13 protein-coding genes and 2 pseudogenes are annotated in these 18,464 nt (G+C 68.5%); 9 read left to right on the forward strand and 6 right to left on the reverse strand.

All coding sequences use genetic code 11. The features are described from left to right. The first annotated feature begins 210 nt into the window (after positions 1-210). Positions 211-1,065 (forward strand): ammonia-dependent NAD(+) synthetase, encoded by an 855-nt coding sequence (gene nadE, locus ACQCSZ_RS18245; RefSeq protein WP_427005091.1) that lies wholly within the window; start codon positions 211-213, stop codon positions 1,063-1,065. 134 nt (positions 1,066-1,199) lie between these two features. On the opposite strand, the gene ACQCSZ_RS18250 is transcribed toward nadE, so the two are convergent. Both ACQCSZ_RS18250 and ACQCSZ_RS18255 read right to left on the reverse strand, forming a co-directional pair. Then, positions 1,200-2,180 (reverse strand): plastocyanin/azurin family copper-binding protein, encoded by a 981-nt coding sequence (locus ACQCSZ_RS18250; protein WP_427005092.1) that lies wholly within the window; start codon positions 2,178-2,180, stop codon positions 1,200-1,202. Between the two features lie 289 nt (positions 2,181-2,469). Beyond that, complete coding sequence (locus tag ACQCSZ_RS18255; protein WP_427005093.1) at positions 2,470-3,273, reverse strand: IclR family transcriptional regulator; 804 nt, start codon at positions 3,271-3,273, stop codon at positions 2,470-2,472. A 211-nt stretch (positions 3,274-3,484) separates the two neighbouring features. On the opposite strand from ACQCSZ_RS18255, the gene ACQCSZ_RS18260 reads away from it, so the two are divergent. From ACQCSZ_RS18260 to ACQCSZ_RS18290, 7 genes are all read left to right on the forward strand, one after another. Continuing rightward, the gene (locus ACQCSZ_RS18260) at positions 3,485-4,213 is read left to right on the forward strand and encodes a CoA transferase subunit A (RefSeq protein ID WP_427005094.1); all 729 of its coding nucleotides are present in this window, start codon (positions 3,485-3,487) and stop codon (positions 4,211-4,213) included. Positions 4,214-4,262: 49 nt separating this feature from the next. Beyond that, positions 4,263-4,964, forward strand: coding sequence for a CoA transferase subunit B (locus ACQCSZ_RS18265; RefSeq protein ID WP_427005095.1), 702 nt, complete (start codon positions 4,263-4,265; stop codon positions 4,962-4,964). Further along, entirely contained in the window at positions 4,961-6,157 is a 1,197-nt protein-coding gene (locus ACQCSZ_RS18270) for an acetyl-CoA acetyltransferase (RefSeq protein ID WP_427005096.1), read from the forward strand. The genes ACQCSZ_RS18265 and ACQCSZ_RS18270 overlap by 4 nt, the downstream gene beginning before the upstream one ends. 145 nt (positions 6,158-6,302) lie before the next feature. Next, positions 6,303-7,358 carry a zinc-dependent alcohol dehydrogenase family protein gene (locus tag ACQCSZ_RS18275; protein WP_427005097.1) on the forward strand — a complete coding sequence of 352 codons (1,056 nt, stop codon included), beginning with the start codon at positions 6,303-6,305 and terminating at the stop codon, positions 7,356-7,358. A gap of 104 nt (positions 7,359-7,462) precedes the next feature. Beyond that, complete coding sequence (locus ACQCSZ_RS18280) at positions 7,463-7,819, forward strand: hypothetical protein (RefSeq protein ID WP_427005098.1); 357 nt, start codon at positions 7,463-7,465, stop codon at positions 7,817-7,819. 10 nt (positions 7,820-7,829) lie between these two features. Continuing rightward, positions 7,830-10,547, forward strand: a complete 2,718-nt coding sequence (locus ACQCSZ_RS18285) for a PEP/pyruvate-binding domain-containing protein (protein WP_427005099.1) — start codon at positions 7,830-7,832, stop codon at positions 10,545-10,547. Positions 10,548-10,811: 264 nt separating this feature from the next. After that, entirely contained in the window at positions 10,812-11,015 is a 204-nt protein-coding gene (locus ACQCSZ_RS18290) for a cold-shock protein (protein WP_013599688.1), read from the forward strand. A gap of 117 nt (positions 11,016-11,132) precedes the next feature. On the opposite strand, the gene ACQCSZ_RS18295 is transcribed toward ACQCSZ_RS18290, so the two are convergent. The 4 genes and pseudogenes from ACQCSZ_RS18295 to ACQCSZ_RS18310 all read right to left on the reverse strand — a co-directional run bounded on the left by ACQCSZ_RS18295 (position 11,133) and on the right by ACQCSZ_RS18310 (position 17,299). Then, positions 11,133-11,807, reverse strand: a complete 675-nt coding sequence (locus ACQCSZ_RS18295; protein WP_427005100.1) for a response regulator — start codon at positions 11,805-11,807, stop codon at positions 11,133-11,135. Next, on the reverse strand, positions 11,804-14,479 hold the full coding sequence (locus ACQCSZ_RS18300) for a DUF4118 domain-containing protein (protein WP_427005101.1): 2,676 nt from the start codon (positions 14,477-14,479) through the stop codon (positions 11,804-11,806). The genes ACQCSZ_RS18295 and ACQCSZ_RS18300 overlap by 4 nt, the downstream gene beginning before the upstream one ends. A 93-nt stretch (positions 14,480-14,572) precedes the next feature. Beyond that, positions 14,573-16,535: pseudogene (locus ACQCSZ_RS18305) on the reverse strand (amino acid transporter). 116 nt (positions 16,536-16,651) lie between these two features. Continuing rightward, positions 16,652-17,299 carry a hypothetical protein gene (locus ACQCSZ_RS18310; RefSeq protein WP_427005102.1) on the reverse strand — a complete coding sequence of 216 codons (648 nt, stop codon included), beginning with the start codon at positions 17,297-17,299 and terminating at the stop codon, positions 16,652-16,654. Between the two features lie 292 nt (positions 17,300-17,591). On the opposite strand from ACQCSZ_RS18310, the pseudogene ACQCSZ_RS18315 reads away from it, so the two are divergent. Next, positions 17,592-18,101: pseudogene (locus ACQCSZ_RS18315) on the forward strand (histidine kinase); the annotation flags it as partial. Between the last annotated feature and the right edge of the window lie 363 nt (positions 18,102-18,464).

An 18,464-nucleotide genomic window follows, 5' to 3' on the forward strand; every position in this document is an offset into this window, starting at 1 on the left:
GGTACGGGCTCCGGCGGCAGGAGTTTTTCGCTGCGCTTTTGGACCGGCGCTGCGGGAATTTCCGGGCGCTACGGGAATCCGGGTAGCGCCGGCCCGGAAGCGCCGCGCCCGCCCGGAAGCGCAGCGCCGGCCGGGTCCGCGCCCGCCCGGAAGCGCAGCGCCGGCCGCAACAGTTGGGCCCGGTTGACACCTCTGGCTAGGCTTTGAGGCATGCGTGAACTCCAGGCGAAAATCATCGAGGAAATGGGCGTGCTGCCCCGGATCGACCCCGCCGGGGAAGTGCGCAGACGCGTCACGTTCCTGAAGGAATACCTCAAGGCCACCCACACCAGGGGCTTCATCCTGGGCATCTCGGGCGGGCTGGACTCCTCCCTGGCCGGACGCCTGGCACAGCTGGCGGCCGAGGAGCTGGAAGCCGAGGGCGTGGACGCGAACTTCGTCGCGGTCCGGCTCCCCCACGGCGTCCAGCACGACGAGGACGACGCCCAGGCCGCGCTGGACTTCATCGGCGCCAGGACCGAGTGGACCTTCAACATCGCCCCGGCCGTGGAGGGCTTCGAGGCCGAGTTCGAGAAGACCACCGGCGAGGCCGTGTCCGATTTCACCAAGGGCAACATGAAGGCCCGCTCCCGGATGGTCGCGCAGTATGCGCTGGCCGGCGAGCACAACTACCTCGTGATCGGCACGGACCACGGCGCCGAGTCGGTGACGGGCTTCTTCACCAAGTTCGGCGACGGCGGCGCGGACGTGCTCCCGCTGTTCGGGCTCAACAAGCGCCAGAACCGCGCCCTGCTGGCCCATCTGGGCGCCCCGGACCGGATCTGGGCCAAGGTGCCCACGGCGGACCTGCTCGACGGCAAGCCCGGCCGCACCGACGAGGACGAGCTCGGCCTCACGTACGACCAGATCGACGACTACCTTGAGGGACGCGATGTCCCCGACGAAGTGGCCGAACGGATCGAGGAGAAATACCTCCGGACCCGCCACAAGCGCACCGTGCCGGTCACCATCACGGATACCTGGTGGAAGCACCAGGGCCCGGAGGAGGCCAGAACCGGGCTCTGAACCGGCTCCCGGAAGCCGCGGGGCTCCGTCCGGGGGCACTTTCAGACAGATTTACGTTCTCCGGGTCCTAACGCCCGGCGTGTCCGTGCCAAAGTGCCCCCGGACCGCACCTGCGCCCGCAGGCGCGGCTGGGGTCAGTTCCTGACTTTCACCGTGCCCTTCATGCCCATGAAGTCGTGGAGGGCGCAGATGTAATCGAACTCCCCCGCTTTGTTGAACGTCACGGTGTAAGTGGTGTTCAGCGGTATGATCCCGGAGCTGAGGTCCCCGCCGGTGAAGTTCTCGCGATCACCGAGGGCCGCGGTCGGGTCGGCCGGCTCGGTGCCGAACGTGACGGTATGCGGAGCTCCCATGCCGTTGTTCACGAATTTCACGCTCTCGCCCACCCGGACCACGATCTCCTGGTGCACGAACCGCATAACCATCGAGATTCCGTTGTCCGTCCCTGCGATGACGGTGTGCTTGTCCGCCTGGTCGCGGGCCGCGTCCCATGACTTGTGCCCGTCACGCAGGATGTTGCGTTCCTGCTTCTTGGCCTGGCGGTCATACTGCGACTGGGAATACGGGTAATCCGTTCCGGCGGCCCGGACATGGACCGTCCCCTTCATGGCCATCCCGTGCACGAGGCAGTAGTACGTGAACTCGCCCGCTTCAGGGAACTTCAGGGTGTATTTCTTCACTTGCTCGAAGCCGCTGTTGGACACGTTCGTGATGACGCCGGAGTTGTAATAGGAATGGCCGTCATAAGCGTCGCCGCCCTGCTTGAGGATAGCCAGCGGTTCCGTGAAATGGAACGGCTGCGTGGACTCCAGCGACTGGCCGTCGGCCAGGAAGGTGACGGTGTGGATTTCTGCCGAGTTCGCCTTCCAGGTGATCTTGTCCCCGGCGTTGATGTAGACGTTTTCGGGCAGGAAGGCCATCCCCTGGATGGCCTGGTCCGAGGATTCGGAACCGACCTGGACGGTCCAGGTCTTCGATGATGATTTACCGCCGTCTGTTTTGCCTTCTGCGAAGGCGGTGCCGCTGACGGCCAGCGGCATCAACAGGGCGGTGAGGGATGCAAGCAGAACGCGGAGAAGGCGCCGCTTTCGATGGGTTTCGGCATGAGGAGTCAATCGACTCACTCCTTATGAATCTGGCGGGAACGGCCGGGAACCGGCCTGGTGATTTTCGCGGACGCCGTCGACCACGACGGCGTCCGGGGCCCGAGCGGTGTGCGTCCGCCAGGCTACGCTCCCCTCAACCACCCAGGACCGGTGGGCAGGAAGCCGCCGGAAACGCGCCCGCTGCCGGGCGTTAGCGATGCGGTGACAATGCAGTTCTCATGGTGCTCCCGCAGCGCCGGGTTTGTCGAGGCTCCGGGCAAACTGCCGCGGCCCGGGGCCGCTGCCCCGGCTGGCTTCCCTACCGGGCGCCCTGGCTGGTGCCCTGCAGCTGCGTCGAAATCCGGTGGGCCTCGTCCATCAGCAGGCGGCCCAGGAGCGGCTGCCGGTCCGCCCTGAAACGCGGCTCGATGCCGGTGAGGGACAGCGCCCAGGCGGGACGGCCGCGCTGGTCGAAGACCGCGGCGCCCATTCCCCAGCTGCCTTCCAGCACGAGGCCGGGATTCACCGAATACCCGGCCTGCCGCGTCAGGGCCAGGTTCTTGCGGACCAGCGACTCGGTGTGGCCTGCCGCGAAATTGCCGGCGTGCGCGGCCCACCCGGCCAGCAGTTCTTCCTGTTCGTTCGCCGGCAGGAAGGCCATGATGGCAGTCCCGGCCGAGGCGACACCCAGGGGAAACCGGACGCCTTCGTGCAGCACGAAGGAGCGCACCGGGAAACTTCCCTCCTCCCGGAGCAGGCACACCGTCTCGGACCCGCGGCGGATGGAGAAGAAGGCACTCTCGCCGGTCTCCTCGGCCAGCCGGCGCAGGCCGGGCCGCGCGATGTCCTCGAGCGGGAAGCGGGCCGAGGCCACGGACCCCATGAGCAGGATCTCCGGCCCCAGCACCCAGTTGCCGCTGTTCGGGTCCTGGTCAAGCAGGCCCTCGGCCGCCAGTGAACTGAGCAGCCGGTGCACGGTGGGGCGGGTGAAACCCGATTCGCGGACCAGCTCGACGAGCGGGGAGCCGGCCGGCTTCCGGCCCACGATCCGCAGCAGCGCCGCAACGCGGCTGACCACCTGGGCGCCCTGGACCGGTGTCGAATTGACCGGTGATGAATTCATCGTCTGCCGACTTCTTTCCGTAATTTTTCCTGCCGAAACCCTCAAAGTATCCACAATGTGGATACCCGCCAGCCTAGCGTCCACACTGTAAAACGTCACCTTCTAGAGCCTCAATCATCCGTTGACAGCCCCCTTTTGGGCACCGTAGGCTCCAACCCCAGAGGAACAGTCCACAACGTGGATCACTGTGCGAGCTCAATGAGGAGAAGCAATGTCAAAGGTGAAATCCGGAGCAGCCGCGGCGCTGCAGGACGTGCTGCGGGACGGCATGACGCTCGCCGTCGGCGGCTTTGGCCTCAGCGGCATCCCTGCGGACCTGATCGAGGCCGTGCGCGATTCCGGCGTCAAAGACCTCACTGTGGTATCCAACAACATGGGCGTGGACGGCAAGGGACTCGGCGTGCTGATCGAAGCCGGCCAGGTGGCCAAAGTCATCGCCTCCTATGTGGGCGAGAACAGGCTCTTCGCCGAGCAGTACCTCGCCGGCAAGCTGGAGGTGGAGTTCACCCCGCAGGGCACCCTCGCAGAGCGCCTCCGCGCCGGCGGCGCCGGCATCCCGGCCTTCTACACGAAGACCGGCGTGGGCACCCTCGTCGCCGAAGGCAAGCCGCTGGCCGAGTTCGACGGCGAAACGTATGTCCAGGAGCGCGCCATCAGGGCCGACGTCGCGCTGGTCCACGCCCACACCGCCGACACCGACGGCAACCTCATCTACCGCTACACCGCACGGAACTTCAACCCGGTCGTGGCCACGGCAGGCGCGGTGACCGTCGCGGAGGCCGAGGTGATCGTCGAGCCCGGCGCGCTGGACCCCAACCACATTGTCACCCCCGGCGTGTTCGTCCAGCGTCTCGTGCGGGCCAGCGGCCGGGTCAAGGACATCGAACAGCGGACGGTCCGGCCGCGCGCCGAGCCCGTTCCCGCCGTCGTACCCGCCTGACCCGGCTCCCCCTGAACCGCACCCCTGAAGACTTCTGAGGAGAAACACCATGGCCTGGACCCGGAATGAAATGGCTGCCATCGCGGCCGAAGAACTGAACGACGGCGACTACGTCAACCTTGGCATCGGCATCCCCACGCTGGTCGCCAACAACCTGCCCGCGGGCGTCCGCGTCGTCCTGCAGAGCGAGAACGGCCTGCTCGGCATGGGCCCGTTCCCGTACGAGGGCGAGGAGGACGCGGACCTCATCAACGCCGGCAAGCAGACCGTCACGGTCCTGCCCGGCGGCAGCATCTTCGACTCCGCTGCCTCCTTCGGGATGATCCGCGGCGGCCACGTGAAGGTCGCCATCCTGGGCGCCATGCAGGTCTCCGGCAACGGCGACCTCGCCAACTGGACCATCCCCGGCAAGATGGTCAAGGGCATGGGCGGGGCCATGGACCTCGTTGCCGGCACACCGCGCGTCGTGGTCCTGACCGAGCACAACGCCAAGGACGGCACCGCCAAGATCGTTCCGGAATGCACCCTGCCGCTCACCGGGCTCAGCTGCGTGGACCGGATCATCAGCGACCTCGCCGTGTTCGACCTTGTGAGGAACGAACAAAACACAGACGGCGGCCGGCAGCTCACGCTCACCCGGCTCGCGCCGGGCGTCACCGTGGCGGAGCTCCGCGAAAAGACCGGGGCTGAGTTCGACGTCGCACCGAAAGCACTGGAAGAAACTACGGAACTCGAAGGAGCCAAAGCATGAGCCTGAAGGAACAGTTCGGCAAGGATGTCCTGCTCACCGGCTGGGGCCACAGCCGCTTCGGCAAGCTCACGGACGAGACCCTGGAGTCGCTGATCGTCCAGGTCGCCACCGAGGCGATCGGCAACGCCGGGATCGAGCCGGGCCAGATCGACGAGATCTACCTCGGCCAGTTCAACTCCGGCATGATGCCGCTGGCCTTCCCGTCCTCGCTCGCGCTGCAGGTCTCGGACCAGCTCGCCAATGTCCCGGCCACCCGGGTCGAGAACGCCTGCGCCTCGGGGTCCGCCGCGTTCCAGCAGGGCACCAAGTCGCTGCTGGCCGGCACGGCGAAGACCGTCCTGGTGATCGGCGCCGAGAAGATGACCCAGGCCGGGGCCGACGTCGTGGGTGCCGCGCTGCTCGGCGCGGACTACGACATGGCCGGCAAGGCCTCGACCACCGGCTTCACCGGGCTGTTCGCCGACGTCGCCAAGCACTACGGGAAGCGCTACGGGGCGGCCACCGGGAATCTGGGCGATGTGCTCGGCACGATCGCGGCGAAGAACCACCGCAACGGCGTCGACAACCCCTACGCCCAGCTCCGCAAGGACCTCGGCGAGGACTTCTGCCGCACCGTCTCGGAGAAGAACCCGATGGTGGCTGATCCGCTGCGCCGTACCGACTGCTCCCCCGTGTCCGACGGCGCCGCCGCCGTCGTGCTGTCTGTCTCCCCGACCGGCGGGGCCACCGCCCCGGTCCGGCTCGCCGGCTTCGGCCACGCCAACGATTTCTTCCCCGCCGAACGCCGCGACCCGACCGCCTTCGCCGCCACCCGGGTGTCCTGGCAGCGCGCACTGGCGATGGCCGGCGTCGGGCTCGGGGACCTGGACTTCGCCGAGGTGCACGACTGCTTCACCATCGCCGAACTGCTCATGTACGAGGCCATGGGCCTGACCGAACCGGGCCAGGGCGCGCGTGCCCTGACGGAAGGCTGGGTCTTCAAGGACGGCAAGCTGCCCGTCAATGTCTCCGGCGGCCTCAAGGCCAAGGGCCACCCCGTGGGCGCCACCGGCGTCTCCCAGCACGTCATCGCCGCCATGCAGCTCACCGGCACCGCCGGCGCCATGCAGCTGAAAAGCCCGCGCCGGGCCGCGGTGCAGAACATGGGCGGGGTCGGCATCGCCAACTACGTCAGCGTCCTCGAAGCCCTCTAGAAAAGCAACGCGGGGTCAGATCTAGCCCATTCACGACGCCTTAATGGGCCGTATCTGACCCCGCGTTGCTTTCATGGCTCCCAGACGGGTCAGGGCCCGGGTCTAGACTCGGACCAAAGCCCACCACCCCGATCCAGGAGCCTCCATGCGCGCCACCATCATCCACGCCCCGGGCGACATCCGGGTGGAAGACCGCGACTACCCCGCCGTGCAACTGACCACCGACGTCGTCGTGAAAGTCACCGCTTCCTGCGTCTGCGGCTCGGACCTGTGGCCATACCGCGGCGTGCGGCCCACCCGCAGGCCCACCGCGATCGGGCACGAATTCATCGGCACCGTGGAGAGCATCGGCCCGGCCGTCACCACCCTGGCCGTGGGCGACTTCGTGATCGCGCCGTTCGTGATCAGCTGCGGCGCCTGCCCGCAGTGCCTCAACGGCGTCACCGTCGCCTGCGACCGCCACGCTGGCTGGGGCGGCAAGGATGACACCGGACTGGCGGTCGACGGCGGCCAGGGCGGGGCGGTCCGCGTCCCGCTGGCCGAGTCCACCCTGGTGAAGGTTCCGGGCATCACGGAGCCGGACGATGCGCTGCGCGCCAGCCTGCTGACGCTCTCGGATGTGATGGCCACCGGCCACCACGCGGCCCTTGCCGCCAAGGTGGCGCCCGGCCGGACCGTCGTCGTGGTCGGCGACGGCGCCGTCGGGCTCTGCGGCGTGCTGGCGGCGAAGCGGCTGGGCGCCGAGCGGATCATCGCGATGTCCCGGCACGCCGACCGCCAGGGGATCGCGCGCGAGTTCGGGGCCACGGACATCGTGGAAGAGCGCGGCGAGGAAGGTGTGGCGAAGGTCCGCGAGCTTCTCGGCGGGGTGCTTGCCGACTCCGTGCTCGAGTGTGTCGGGACGAAGGAATCCATGGACCAGGCACTGCACAGCGTCCGGCCGGGCGGCGCGCTGGGCTTTGTCGGCGTCCCGGCCGGCGGCGCCGAGGTCCCGCTGCGCTACCTGTTCGACACGAACATCTCCATCGCCGGCGGCATGGCCCCGGCCCGGACCTACATCCCTGAGCTGCTCGCCGACGTCCTCGCCGGCACCATCAATCCGGGCCGGGTATTCGACGTCGTCCTGCCGCTGGAGAAAGCTCCCGAGGCCTACCGCGCCATGGACGAACGCCGCGCCATCAAGGTCATGCTCATCCCCTGACCGGAGCGCCCCGCCCTGCCTGACAGGCGTCCGACGGCGGCGGTGCCGGGCTACGGGGCAGGCTCTTGAACTGGCTCTTGCACTGGCAGGACCGCCGGTCTACCGTGAAGCGCATCAACATCCGCCGCCGCCGAGGAGCCGTCATGGCCAGGTTTGTGCAGATCATCGAATTCAAGACGTCCCGCATCGAGGAGATCGAAGCGCTCGGCCATCCCTCACGGACCGAGGGAACCACCGCCCCGACCTTCGGCCGCATCATGGCCACCGCGGACCGCGACCGGCCCGGAACCTACCTCACCATCGTCGAATTCGATTCCTACGAATCGGCCATGGAGAACTCCGACCGGCCCGAGACCTCCGACTTCGCCGCGAAGATGGCTGCCCTCTGCGACGGGCCTCCCGTCTTCCGCAACCTCGACGTGCAGTGGGAGGACACCGGCGGCGCTGACGCCGGCGGGTGACGGAGCAGAAATGGGCTCTCCAGGCATCGCTGTGCCGGACAGCCTTGTGGTGGACCTCGGTGAACTCGGCTCGGCCCCGCTGCAGCTGGTGGGCGGCAAGACGCTGAACCTCGGCAGGCTCGTGGCCGCCGGGCTGCCCGTGCCGCGCGGGTTCTGCCTGACGACCGTCGCATACTCGATGGCGGCGCCGCCGGAGCTGGCTGCGCTGGCAGCCCGTCTCGACCGTGCGGGCTCCGAGGCACCTCCGGCCCGGGAACGAGCCGGGGATGCAGACGGGGAAGGAATAGCCCAGCTTGCGCTGCGCGCGAGGGAAATGATCGTGACGTCGCCGATCCCCCACGACGTGGACACCGCCATCCGCACGACCTACGCCGCGATGGGCTCGCCCGTGGTGGCGGTCCGGTCCTCCGCCACGGCCGAAGACCTGCCCTTCGCCAGCTTCGCCGGCCAGCAGGACACTTACCTGGACATCGCCGGCGCCGACGCCGTGGTCCAGGCCGTCCGCCGCTGCTGGGCCTCGCTCTGGACCGAACGGGCCGTTTCCTACCGCTTCGTCAACGGCATCAGCCACCGCGACGCGAGCCTCGCCGTCGTCGTCCAGGACCTCATCCACGCCGCGGCCGCAGGTGTGCTGTTCACCGCCAATCCGGTCACCGGCACCCGGACCGAGACGGTCATCGACGCGGCCCCGGGACCTGGACAGGCAGTCGTGTCCGGCGCGGTGAACCCGGACCACTACGTGGTGGACACAGCCACCGGCCGGATCCTTCTCCGGGCTCCGGCCGGGAACGGACCGCGGCGCCGGCCGGCACTGGACGATGCCCGGATCCGTGACCTCACCTCGCTGGGAGACACCGTCCAGCGGCTGTTCGGCGCCCCCCAGGACGTGGAATGGGTCATCGACGCCGCAGGCAGGATCTGGCTGACCCAGTCGCGTCCGATCACCACCCTGTATCCGCTGCCGGAGCGCGCCGGCACGGACCCGGCCGGCGCCGCGGCCGGCCTGGAACCGCGAGCCGCGGACGGGGACCGGGTCTACCTCTGCGGCACCCTGCTGCAGGGACTGACGCGCCCGATCACCCCGATGGGGCTTGCGGTGCTGGGCGGGATGGGGAACCGCAGGGGGCCCTGGCAGTATGCCAATCCGGGGCTGCGCATGTACTTGGACCTCACTCCCATGGTGCGGAACAAGACAGGGCGCCGCGCCCTGCAGCGGATCCTCCCGCTGGCCGACGGGAGGTCGGGGGCGGTCTTTCCGGCGCTGCTCGAGGACCCGAGGTTTGGCGTCGCCAAGCGTCCGCTCCGGCCATCCCCCGTCAGCGCCGGGGCGGCCCGCGGCAGCTCCGGCCCCGCCTCCGGCCCCGGCTCCGGCGCGGAACGGATGGCAGGCGTTGCCCTGTTTGCCCGGCTGGTACCCGCCCTGATCGGTACCGCGCTGCGGCCCGGGGCCGGGCTTGCCCGGGCACAGGCCTACGGTAAGCGCCTCGAACCAGAGCTGGCGCTGCGCGAACCGGCGGCCGCCCTGGACCGGCTCGACCACAGCCGGCGCATCTTGGAACGGAGCACGGACAGGCTGATCATGGCCACCCTGCCGGGACCCGCCGTCGGCTACCTCATGCTGGCCCTGGCCCGCAGGCTGCTGCGCGGCATCGCGCAGCCCCGCGAACTGGAGGCAGTGCTGCGCGGGCTGCCCCACAATGTCACCACCGAGATGGACCTTGAACTCTGGCAGCTCTCGGTTGCCGTCGGCGCGGATCCGGCCTCCCGTAAGATCTTCCTGGCCACAGACCCCGGGGAACTGGCCGCGGGCTATGCTGCCGGCGCCCTTCCGTCGGTGGCCCAGGGCGGCGTGCGCGGCTTCCTGGCCCGGTATGGGCACCGCGCGGTGGCCGAGATTGATGTCGGCATGCCGCGCTGGTCCGAGGAGCCGGACCACATCCTGGGCATGATCTCCAACTACCTGCGCGTCCAGGACCCGGAACAGGCCCCGGACCGGCAGTTCGCCCGGGCGGCGGATCAGGCCGAGGCCAAGGCCCGGAACCTCGTGGAACGGGCGCAGGCCCGGAGCCGCCTGCGCGGACGGCTCGTTGCGCTATGTCTGCGCCGGGCACGGCAGCTGTCCGGGCTCCGCGAACTCCCGAAGTTCTATGTCGTGCTGGCGCTCGCCGCGATGCACCGCCAGCTGGGCCTCGTGGGCGCCGAACTGGCCGGCTCCGGCGCCATCGGGGCCGCGGACGATGTCTTTTTCCTGGACTTCGACGAGCTCCGGGTGGGCCTGCGCGGCGCCGATCTGAAGGCCATGGTCCGGGACCGCCGCCGGCTCTACGCCAATGAACTGCGACGGCGGCGCATTCCGCGGCTCCTGCTCTCGGACGGCACCGACGTCGAGGCCGCCTTGATGGCGAAGTTCCCGGCCGCCGGGGCGCTGGCGGGAACACCGGCGTCGGCCGGCACCGCCACGGGAAAGGTCAGGGTCATCCTGGACCCGGTAGGCGCCCACCTCGAGCCCGGGGAAATCCTGGTGGCGCCCTCCACGGACCCCGGCTGGACCCCGCTGTTCATGACCGCCGGCGCCCTGGTCATGGAGATGGGCGGCGTCATCTCGCACGGGGCCGTGGTGGCCCGCGAGTACGGCATCCCGGCCGTGGTCGGCGTGCCGGATGCCACCACACGGCTGCGCACGGGCCAGATTGTCACCGTCGACGGCGCCGCCGGAACGGTGGTCTAAGCGCTCCCCGATGCGGCAATTCCCTGACGCGGCCGTCATTCCGGTAGCGCGAGGGAATTGTCGCATCGCACTCGAAGCACGCGGCTAACCACCGGGATTGTCGTCATCGTGCCCCGGCTATGGCGCCGGGCCGACACGAAATCCCCTCGTTGGGCCCTTGCACCATGGGCCGGGGACCCGTACGTTGGGGACAGCGGACGAATGTCTCCGCAGCCGTTGGCCTTATGGCCGCCGGAGATCAGCAGCATTTCAGAAGGATATGGCATGGCTACAGGCACAGTTAAATGGTTCAACGCCGAAAAGGGTTTTGGCTTCATTGCCCCGGATGACGGGTCGGCCGACGTTTTCGCCCACTACTCGGCAATCGCCAGCAGCGGCTACCGCTCGCTGGATGAGAACCAGAAGGTCGAGTTCGACGTCACCCAGGGCCCGAAGGGCCCGCAGGCTGAGAACATCCGCCCGCTCTAACAACTCAGGAAAGTAGCCCCGGCAGCCGGCCGGGACGTTTTCCCCGAAAACCACAAGCGCCCCTCCGGAGGATTCCTCCGGAGGGGCGCTTGTGCGTCCTGGGGGTGCCGGGCACGGTCACGGCTGGAATCTGTAGCCGATTCCTGCCTCGGTGAGGAGGTGTCGGGGGTTGCCGGTGTCGGGTTCGAGTTTGCGCCGGAGCTGGGCCATGTAGACGCGGAGGTAGTTGGAGTCCTTGGCATAGGCCGGGCCCCAGACTTCGCTCAGCAGTTGCCGGTGCGTGATGAGTTTTTCGGGATTCCGGACCAGGAGCTCGAGGACGTTCCATTCGGTGGGTGTCAGGCGCACATCGTTGCCGTCTCGGGTGACGCGGTGGTTGGCCAGATCCACGGTGAAGGAGTCGGTGGTGATGACGGGTTCCTGGTGCTGTTCGGACGCCCGGCGCAACAGGGCGCGGAGCCGGGCGAGGAGTTCGTCGGGGCCGAAGGGTTTTGTGAGGTAGTCGTCAGCGCCGGCATCCAGTGCTTCCACCTTGTCATCGGAGGTGTGCCGGGCTGAGAGGACGAGGACGGGGACGCGGTTCCAGCTCCGGATTCTCCTGATCACGGTGGTGCCGTCGATGTCGGGCAGGCCCAGGTCCAGGATGATCAGTTCCAGCGGGTGCTGCGTGACGGCGAGGAGCGCGGACCGGCCGTCCGCGGCGGTGGTGACCGTGTAGCCGTTGGCTTCGAGCGCGATTTTCAGGACTTTCAGCAGGTGCGGGTCGTCGTCGACCACCAGGACCCCGGTCATGGTGTCTGCGTTCTGGACGGCTGGAGAGGCATGGCGTGAGTCCGCCGGGCCAGGAACGACTGGGGTACCAGGGGTGCCTGCCCGTGCCTGTCGTCGGCGGGTGCGCCCGTGGAGAGTGGAAGGCGGATGACCATGGTGAGGCCGCCGCCGGGGGTGGGTTCTGCGGTGAGAGTGCCGCCCATGGCTTCGGTGAAGCCCTTGGCGACGGCCAGTCCGAGGCCGACGCCGGTGGTCTGGGGGATGTCGTCGAGGCGCTGGAAGGGCCGGAACATTTCGACCACGCTTTCTGCCGGGACTCCCTGGCCGTGGTCGATGATCCGGAGTTCGCCTGCGGGTCGCCCCGCAAGGGTTTCTGCGCTGAGGCCGCCGGCGGTCCCGACGAGGATAATCTCGGATTCGGGCGCGTATTTGACGGCGTTTTCTGCGATGTTCGCGATGACGCGTTCGAGCATCCCGGGGTCTGCCTCGATTTCGGGCATGTTGGGTGGCAGATCCGCCCGGACCCGGCCCGGGGGGATTCCGTGCAGGGCTGCGGGGATGACTTCGTACCAGCGCACGGGCTTGAGGAGGGGCTTGGCGGCGTCGGCCGTGATCCGTGACATGTCCAGGAGGTTCCCGACGAGCAGGTCCAGCCGGTCGGAGCATTCGTCGATGGTCTGCAGCAGTTCGCGTTGCTGTTCGGGGGTGTAGTCCACACTTTCCTGCAGGAGGCTGCCGGCCGCGAGCTTGATCCCGGCCAGCGGGGTGCGCAGGTCGTGGGATACGGCCCGGAGGATGGAGGTACGCATGGTGTTGCTTTCGGCCAGCCGGAGGACTTCACGGCGGCTGGCGGCCAGTTGCTGGCGTTCCAGTTGCGCGGCCAGGTGCGCGCCGAACGCTCCGAGCAGCCGCCGGTCGCCGGCTGGCAGTGCGGGGCCGAAGAGTGCGAGCCGGGTGGCCGCGTCGATCTGTTCGGTATTTTCGGTGTGGAAGTCTTCGGGGACGGAGTCCCTATTGCCGACCGCGGCGGGAGCCGGGAGCTCGCCGGCGCGGGCGATGATCCGCCAGTTCTTCCCCGGGTGTCCGCCTCCGGTGTCGGCGAGTCCGTACAGGGCTGCGCCCCGGACGTGGAAGACGTCCAATGCTTGCTCAAGCAGTCGTTTGACGGTGTCCTCCGAGCTCGCGGCGCCACGGGTGAGGTCTGAGAGGGTGGTTGCTTCGGCGCGGGCCCGGGCGGCCTCTTTGGAACGGCGGGCCGAGAGGTCCACCACGATAGCAACGGCGGCGGACACACCGACGAAGACCAAAAGGGCGAGGACGTTCTGCGGGTCGCTGATGGTCAGGGTGCCCATCGGAGGGGTGGAGAAGTAGTTGACCAGCAGGCTGCTCCAGAGCGCTCCGAGCAGTGCCGGCCAGAGACCGCCGACAAGGGCGACGGCGACGGATCCGGTGAGCTGGACCAGCACGGCCGTGGCCACATTGTGGGCCGGGCTCGCGGCGAGCAGCAACTGGAGCAGCACGGGTACGACGACGGCCAGGGCAAACCCGACGGCGACCCGGATGCGGCCCAGGTCCCGCTGCCGGGGACGTTCGAGGCCGCGGCCGCCGAGGGGGTGGGAGACCATGTGGACGTCGATGTCGCCCGACTCCCGGACCACCCTGTTGCCGATCCCGCCGCCGAACATGCCTCCGAGGATTCCGGAGAGTTTCCCCCGGCGGGAGATGCCGACGACGATCTGGGTGGCGTTGACGCTGCGGGAAAAGTCCAGCAGCGCACGGGCCGGGTCTTCCCCTGCCACGGTGTGGTAGCTGCCGCCCAGTTCCTGGATCAGGCGGCGCTGGGCCTCGAGCGCCTGCGGTGATTCGCTGGCCACACCGTCAGCGGCACGGACGTGCACGGCCAGCAGGTCCCCGCCGCTGACCCGGTTCAGGATCCTGGCGCCGCGGCGGATGAGGATCTCCCCCTCCGGGCCGCCGGTCAGGCCGATGACGATGCGTTCGCGGGCCGGCCACGTGGCCTGGATGTCGTTTTCGGCCCGGTACCTGGCCAGGCCTTCATCGACCCGGTCCGCGAGCCAGAGGAGGGCCAGTTCACGCAGAGCGGTGAGGTTGCCGAGCCGGAAGTAATTCGACAGGGCCGCGTCGATCTCGTCACGGGCGTAGATCTTCCCGTCGCCCAGTCGCTGGCGCAGCAGTTCCGGCGAGATGTCCACCAGGTGGATCTGATCGGCCCGGCGCACGACGTCGTCCGGAACCGTTTCGGCCTGGCGGACCTCGGTAATGGCGCTGACGACGTCGCCGAGGGATGCCAGGTGCTGGATGTTAACTGTGGAAAGGACGTTGATGCCGGCGCCGAGGAGTTCGTCGATGTCCTCCCAGCGTTTGGCGTGGCGGCTGCCGGGGATGTTGGTGTGGGCGTATTCGTCCACGACCGCCGTGGCCGGGGCGCGGCCGAGCACTGCGTCCAGGTCCATCTCTTCGAATCCGGTGCCCCGGTACGAGAGGAGCCGGTGCGGGATGACCTCCAGACCGTCCAGCAGCGACCGCGTGTCGGCGCGGCCGTGGTCCATGGCGAGTGCGACGACGACGTCCTCGCCGCGCTTGACCAGGCGGTGCGCTTCCTCGAGCATTTCGTACGTCTTGCCAACTCCCGGGGCGGCCCCCAGGAAGATGCGCAGCCTTCCACGTGCCATGGCGTCAGTCTTTCACTTGAAGTACGCCGTTCATAACGGCTGCCGGGAGGAAGGCGACGCCGTCTTAACGCCTACGGATTTCCGGACCGGCGGTCAGCCGACGTGGACCCAGGGGCGCCTGGTGACGTCGGGTTCGGCTTCGCGCAGCACCTCGCGCGTGACGGGCGCGATCTCCCCCTCTCCCAGGAACAGGAACCGCAGCAGATTGAGCACCGGGTTGCCCTCGGTCCAGCGGAAGTAGATGTGCGGCATCAGGCCGGTCACGTCCCGGATGTGCAGCAGCACCGAGGCGATCGTGTTCGGGACGACCGGCCCGTGCACCTCGAGGATCTGGTAGCCGTGCCGGAGAACGCCGCGGACCTCCAAGGCCGTTTCGAAGTCCGAGGAATCGTCCATGATCACCTCCAGGAACAACGCCTGGTAGTCCACGGGAAGGTGGCTGACCTCTATCGCGGAGGTCAATTTGTCCCGGTACGCCTCGGCCGTGAGTCGGAGCGGTTCGTGGGAAATGATGGCCAGTGGCCCGTCCAGCACATCGGACATGAACTCCAGGGCCTGCCGGTCCAGCGTGCAGTTCGAAGGACCGCCGGACCCGGGACAGCAGCGAGATCACCATGATCCCTACGATGAAGAAGGCGGCGATCCGGATGCCTTCGGGCCGTTCGAAGATGTTGGCCACGGTCGTGTAGATGAACACCACCGCGATCACTCCGAACCCGACAGTGCGTTTGCGCTGCTGCCGGCGCCGGGCCGAGAGGGTCACGGCCACGGCGGCCGAGGTCATCAGCACCAGCACGCCGGTGGCGTACGCGCCGCCCTGCGCGTCGACGTCGGCGTTGAACAGCCAGGTGATCAGGAACCCGACCAGCGTGAACACCAGCACCAGCGGGCGCACGGCCCGGGCCCAGCCAGGGGCCATGCCGTAGCGGGGCAGGTAGCGGGGCACCAGGTTCAGCAGCCCCGCCATGGCGGAGGCGCCGGCGAACCAGAGGATGGCGATGGTGCTGATGTCATAGACCGTGCCGAACCCGGGACCGAGGTATTCGTGGGCCAGGAACGCCAGGGCGCGGCCGTTGGCCTGCCCGCCGGGCTCGAATTCCTGTGCCGGGATCAGGATCACCGTGGTGAAGCTCGTCGTGACCAGAAAACAGCTCATGATGACGGCCGCCGTTGTCAGCAGCCGCCGGGCCCTGTCGATCCGGCCGGCGGGGTTCTCCTCGGTGTCACCGGGCCGCCCCTGGATCTGCGGCATCACGGCGACGCCGGTTTCGAAGCCGGACAGCCCCAGGGCCAGTTTGGGGAAGACCAGCAGGGCGATGCCGACCACCATGACCGGGTTCCCGTGCTGGGTGGACAGGGCATACCACCAGTCCTGTACGGCAACCGGGTGGGTGAACACTTCAAGAATGGTCGTGGCCACCACCACGACATTCAGGCTCAGGTAGATGCCGACCAGGACAACCGCGACACCGATGGCCTCTGTGAACCCGCGCAGGAACACGGCGGCCAGCAGGGCCAGCAGGACCAGCGTGATGGCAACGTTTTGTCCCTGCATCCAGCCGGGGGCAAACGGGTTCTGGATCGCGTGCGCCGTTGCGTCGGCGGCGGACAGCGTCATGGTGATCATGAAGTCCGTGGCCGCAAACCCCAGCAGGACCAGGACAAAGAGCTTGCCGCTCCAGCGCGGCAGCAGACGCTCGAGCATGGCGATGGATCCTTCACCCCGGTGGCTTTCCCCGGCTACGCGGCGGTAGACCGGCAGGGCGCCCAGAAGCGTGACGGCCACCAGCACCAGGGTGGCCAGCGGGGAGATCACCCCCGCGGCCAGGGCGGCGATGGCTGGCTGGTAGCCCAGCGTCGAGAAATAGTCGACGCCGGTCAGGCACATCACCTGCCACCACGAATGTTTCTTCAGATGGGAGTCACCCACCGCGCCCGGGCCCTGATGGGAACCCTTCGCGTCCTGCAGGCCCAACAACAGCCAGCTCCTGAATTTCTCCCTGGCACCCGGACGGGGTGTCGAAGGATCTGCCGGCGGCCTGCTCAGCGTCGTCATTTTTGCCTCTCCGCGCAGTGCCCTGCACCGCGATCACTGCTGACGCTAACACCGGCCTGCCGCGCGGCTCCGGGCGCCGCGTCAATCCTTACGGATCCTTAACGCCCGTCATCGCCTCACGCCGCCGCGCGGCGGCCCGGGGCCCGGCGTGCGCCGTTGTGCGGAGGGATTTCAATGTAGACGATGAATCCGGCAGCAGCCGGCAGGTACCAGTGGTTGCGGTGCCGGACCGGCCGGTAGGTGCGCCCGAATGGGTCCTCCACCCGGGCCTGTTCCAGCCGGACCGGACCGGAAAGCCGACGGTCGACCTCCTCCAGATTATCCAGATGTGTTGGTGTGCTCTCGATGTCGACCGTCCAGGAGTCTGTGGCGGAACCCGCGCCGTGTTCAAGGACGAGGGTTTCGAAGAGGTCCCGCAGCAACTGGTCCCCGGTGTCAGCGAAGAAGCGCCGGATCCGGTGCTCTTCAATATGCATTTTCTGGGCCACCTGCCAGGCCTGGCGGAGCCAGTGGAATTCCACCGGACCGAGTGCCGGCCCCAGGACAATGTGGCGGTTCGGATCCAGGGCCAGACGATAATCGGTTCCGTCGCGGTCGAGGACAGTCCGCGCTTCCTCGACGTATTCAAACGCCGTGAGGAGATCCTGTTCGGACCGGTGATAGGTAAAGTCCCCGCTGTCATCGACAGCAATGAAATCCCGGGACCTGCCAGCAAGGGCAGGAACATTGTGGCTGCGCGGCCGCAGTCCCCTCATGGCGTTCATCTCTGTTTTCTCCCGTGGAGTACGGCCCCGCGTCCACGGTGTCCGCGGCAGCCTCTTCCTCCATGACATCACCGGCCGGGCCGTTCCGGGACGGTCTTAACGCGTTCCATATGCTGACCCCGGCAAAATTAACGTCCCCCTAACGCTGCTGGCAGCCCCGGGTGGAGAAATAGCCGACGCCGGTCAGCCACCTCCTGCCGGGAGGAGGGCGGAATGGAAGAATGACAGCATGGCACGTGGAACGCTGCGCATCTTCCTGGGGTCAGCACCCGGCGTCGGAAAGACCTACGCCATGCTGCGGGAGGGGCACCGGCTGCGCGGCAACGGCGAGGACGTCGTCGTCGCCTTCGCCCGGGACCGCGGCCGCCGGGACACGCGTGCACTGCTGGACGGGCTGGAGCTCATTCCGGCCCGGCGGGTGCCCGTGCGCGGGTTTCACGTCGAGGAGCTGGATCTGGACGCGGTGCTCCGCCGCGCCCCTTCCATGGCAATCGTGGACGAGTACGCCCACGCCAATGTCCCGGGCAGCCGCAACCCCCATCGCTGGGAGGACATCGACGAGCTGCTGGAGGCCGGAATCAGCGTCCTGTCCACCCTGGACATCGCACACCTCGCCTCCCTCAGCGACGTGATCAGCACCATCACCCGGACCAGCCCCGCCCAGACCGTGCCGGATGGGATCGCCCGCCGGGCAGGGCAGATCCAGCTGGTGGACATCTCCCCCGAGCTCCTGCGCCAGCGGCTCGCGGACGGCAGGATCGTCCCTGCTGACCGGATCGACGCCGCCCTCTCGGACTACTTCCGTCCGGGCAACCTGGCCGCCCTGCGCGAGCTGGCCCTGCTGTGGCTGGCGGACGGGGTTGACGAAGGCCTGGCCAGATACCGGGAGGGCAACGGGATCGAGGCCAGCTGGCCCGCCCGCGAGCGCATCGTCGTCGGGTTGTCCGGCGGACCCGACGGCGAGGCCCTGGTCCGCCGCGGCGCCCGGATCCTGCACCGGGTCAACGGCGGCGACCTGCTGGCGGTGCACGTGCGCGCGGCGGACGGGGTGTCCGGCGAGTCACCCCAGGCCCTCGAAGCCCAACGCAGGCTGGTCCAGGACCTCGGCGGCGGCTATCACATCGTGACCGGCGAAGACCCGGCCAGCGCCCTGCTCGACTTCGCC

The organism is Pseudarthrobacter sp. H2 (assembly GCF_050157045.1).
In the GTDB taxonomy this organism is placed as follows: domain Bacteria; phylum Actinomycetota; class Actinomycetes; order Actinomycetales; family Micrococcaceae; genus Arthrobacter.